This window comes from Vibrio sp. 1069 (genome assembly GCF_033340555.1).
On record NZ_JAWOWP010000046.1, the window covers coordinates 1 to 3,074 of the forward strand.

The 3,074-nt window shown below is 43.9% G+C and carries 3 protein-coding genes and 1 pseudogene; 1 reads left to right on the forward strand and 3 read right to left on the reverse strand.

Annotated features, from left to right (window positions below; translation table 11 throughout):
- Window positions 1–173 precede the first annotated feature (173 nt).
- Together R7040_RS24255 and R7040_RS24260 are read right to left on the reverse strand one after the other, a co-directional pair.
- Window positions 174–326 carry a hypothetical protein gene (locus tag R7040_RS24255; RefSeq protein WP_212577753.1) on the reverse strand — a complete coding sequence of 51 codons (153 nt, stop codon included), beginning with the start codon at window positions 324–326 and terminating at the stop codon, window positions 174–176.
- A gap of 24 nt (window positions 327–350) precedes the next feature.
- Window positions 351–765: pseudogene (locus tag R7040_RS24260) on the reverse strand (ISAs1 family transposase); the annotation flags it as partial.
- A gap of 198 nt (window positions 766–963) precedes the next feature.
- Here R7040_RS24260 and R7040_RS24265 point away from each other — a divergent pair.
- Window positions 964–2,499 carry a PKD domain-containing protein gene (locus tag R7040_RS24265; RefSeq protein WP_169629213.1) on the forward strand — a complete coding sequence of 512 codons (1,536 nt, stop codon included), beginning with the start codon at window positions 964–966 and terminating at the stop codon, window positions 2,497–2,499.
- A gap of 104 nt (window positions 2,500–2,603) precedes the next feature.
- Here the strand turns inward: R7040_RS24265 and R7040_RS30645 are convergent, their stop codons facing one another.
- On the reverse strand, window positions 2,604–2,738 hold the full coding sequence (locus tag R7040_RS30645) for an MbeD/MobD family mobilization/exclusion protein (RefSeq protein ID WP_169629211.1): 135 nt from the start codon (window positions 2,736–2,738) through the stop codon (window positions 2,604–2,606).
- Between the last annotated feature and the right edge of the window lie 336 nt (window positions 2,739–3,074).

The following is a 3,074-nucleotide window of genomic DNA, read 5'->3' on the forward strand; positions in this document are numbered from 1 at the left end:
TTAAGGGAGCGTAGCGTCCCTTACAAGGCACAATGACAACGTAACGAAGTGGAGGGGTCTTTGTGTAGCCTTGCTTAATGCTTTCTTTTCTTCATGATTACCATCAATAATTGCTTTATGAAGAAGTCCTGCCAACATTGATTTTCTAGTGACTTCTGGTATCACACAAGGGCTTAATACCCCCCTAGATTTAGGGTAATCCCCCAATGAACACCAAGCGATTTGAAGCCACCATCGTGTTCATGCTTATGGTCATACCATCCAATGATCAACGTCAAACCATCATCATGGTAAATTTCTTCCGTTTTCTTCCAATAAGAAATCATTCGAACACGCCATCAATTAATTTGCACGAGCTTGTTTGACGATGCATAAGCACTGATCATATGAATGGTGCTCGCCCTGTCTTCACGATTGTATGAGCCTCGAAGTGTTTTGCCATCAATCGCAATCACTTGACCTTCGGTAAGGGTGTGTATTGATGACATCCAGTTAATGAAGCATTCATGAAATGCTCGGGGTCAATCGTTGAGATTATTCGAGCAATCGTGTCATCAACAGGAACACTATGTAAAAACAGGCCATTGCGCTTAAACCAATTATGATGACCGAGAATGTATTCACGGATATCAAACCAACCTTTCGCACCAGCAATAACCGCACATAGCGAGCCAAAAGGACTTCGAAGAGGCAGTAAGTGACCTTAGGGATTTGGCGTAGATCAGTAATCGTTTGAAAATGTTCTTTGAAGTGATCGATGTGCATGATGCTTTCCCTAAAAAGGGAGTATAAGATCACAGCTAATAAATGGGATCGTCAAATTAGTCGTCATTTTGCTTAAAAAACGTTCACGACCTCACCCTGCAGACAATTAAGCCTTAAGCTGCTACTTACATCACAGACAACGCCGTCGTAAATAATATTTAATGCGGAGTTTTCACCTTTTCACATCGGGACCTCTAAATGGACGTTAAGCCTTGGCTACTCTTAACAGCTGCAATTCTCGCAGGCTGCTCTGATGACGATCATCAGACCCACAACAACAGCGTCAAATTCGATGTCATAGACAATCAAGAATTTACCCTTAATCCGATTCAAAACGACAGCAATCCCGATTTAGAAAGTTTCAGCTGGACTCAAACATGTGGTTCGATATCCATTATTCCTTCTGACACAAGCCAAACCGTCAATCTGACACTTACCGCTCCAAAACTGGACAACGATGAAGAGTATTGCTTCCAGTTTAAAGGAACCAGTAAGAATGGTGATCAGTACTCAACCGATGCAAAAGTGTCCGTGGTGTCTCCATCACTGGAAGTTTATGTTGATCACGCATCTCTCCCCTCTTTACATCAGGTATTGGACATCATCGCCTCTGCAGAGGCTCACCCGACAGCTGAGCGCTATGTGTCCTGGGGCCGTATCAATCCGACGCAAGAGCATCTGGCGCAACTGAATATCAGTCGCTTCCCACTTGAGTCAAACCATACATCGGCAGAAATGCTTGAAGCTATTTCTGCCTTTGCAGAAGATCATCACAGACTCAAGGTTTCAATCAGTACCAACACGCTGAAGTCATATGACAACCTAAAACTTATGCTACAGCGGCTGCATAAGCAGCCACATGTCGACATTGACAACATCAGGCTCTATGACGATGGCTCTGCTGAATACGTGAACCTGTACAACTGGCGCAATACCCAGGATAAGACCTACCTGTTACAGCAAGCCGGTGACAACCTTAAAAATATCATTTTAGGTTCAGGTGGTTCTTCCGCGCCCTGGTTGACTACTCAGTTTAACTGGCATTCACTCTACCCTACTGAGTACTCAATGCTGAGATCTGACTTTTTGACGCTTGATCCAAAACTACACGAGTTAAAAGAGTATCTGGGTGATAGCCTCAAACAAATGCAGTGGGATAAATATGCAAAACTGTCCTCAGAGCAGCAAGCATTGTTCCTTGAAATCGTAGGTTTTGATCAAAATTGGCTGCAAGTAGAATATGACAAGAGTCCACTGGCTAACTTTGTATTCACGGGGACGACTACCTGGGCCGGTGGTGAAGAGAAAGAGTTCTACGCCAAGCAACAGGTTAATATCATCAATAATGCTATCAACGAAACCAGCCCTTACTATATTGGTAAGGAGCATGACCTGTTCTTCAAAGGGCATCCTCGCGGTGGTGTTATCAATGACATCATTATTAGCAGTTTTGATAATATGGTGAACATTCCGTCAGCCATCTCTTTCGAAGTCCTGATGATGACAGATATGCTGCCTGATACTATCGCCGGTGTGGCCAGCTCTTTGTATTTCACTATTCCAGCGGAAAACATCAAATTCATCGTTTTCACTTCATCCGAAGAGATCACCGATCGTGAACAAGCATTAAAGAGCCCACTGGTTCAGGTCATGATGACTCTGGGCATTGTGAAAGAAGAAAACGTTCTCTTCTGGGCCGATATGCCTGATTGCAGCAGTGGAACCTGTATCTAATCCAGTTTTAAAAGGCCCTTCGGGGCCTTTTTTCATGCTTCAATCTCAATTGCAGCGTGTGACCAGATTCAAACTCCCTGAAAAAGAGATTACTGATACTTGATTCAAATCAGGGTTTCCAACTGCTGGAGCTGCTCCGCTAAATCGTTGTATAGATTCACAAATTCCTTTTGTTGTATTTCGTGCTGCGTCTGCAATTGCTCGAATTCGTTCAATAATAGGGTTTCTAACTCGGTCATGTTCTACTTCTCCACCAGTTTGATAAGTTCGTTCTGGCCATCGTTGAGAGTCAATCCCCCTTTCACAGTGTATCCCTCTGGGATCACGATGTAACGCCCCTCTTTGTCCTGAAAGAAACGAATCCCCCATGTTAAGTAGGGAAAAAAATGCAAATGAGACAAATAGACTAATCTCAAAGGATCTCCAAAGAAACGATAAGGATGCTAGGAAAGCTAGCGCACGCCGCCCTTTCGGCTGCGCCGACCCCTACCCATTTCGACTCAAATTTATGAGTGATTTGGGTATCTTTTTGGTCGCTTTCAGATTGGGTAAGTCTCTTCCCTTTCGGGCTGCCC

Coding starts and splice junctions, on each gene's coding strand:
- R7040_RS24255 (WP_212577753.1), bottom strand. CDS start 326: ATGATTTCTTATTGGAAGAAAACGGAAGAAATTTACCATGATGATGGT.
- R7040_RS24265 (WP_169629213.1), top strand. CDS start 964: ATGGACGTTAAGCCTTGGCTACTCTTAACAGCTGCAATTCTCGCAGGC.
- R7040_RS30645 (WP_169629211.1), bottom strand. CDS start 2,738: ATGACCGAGTTAGAAACCCTATTATTGAACGAATTCGAGCAATTGCAG.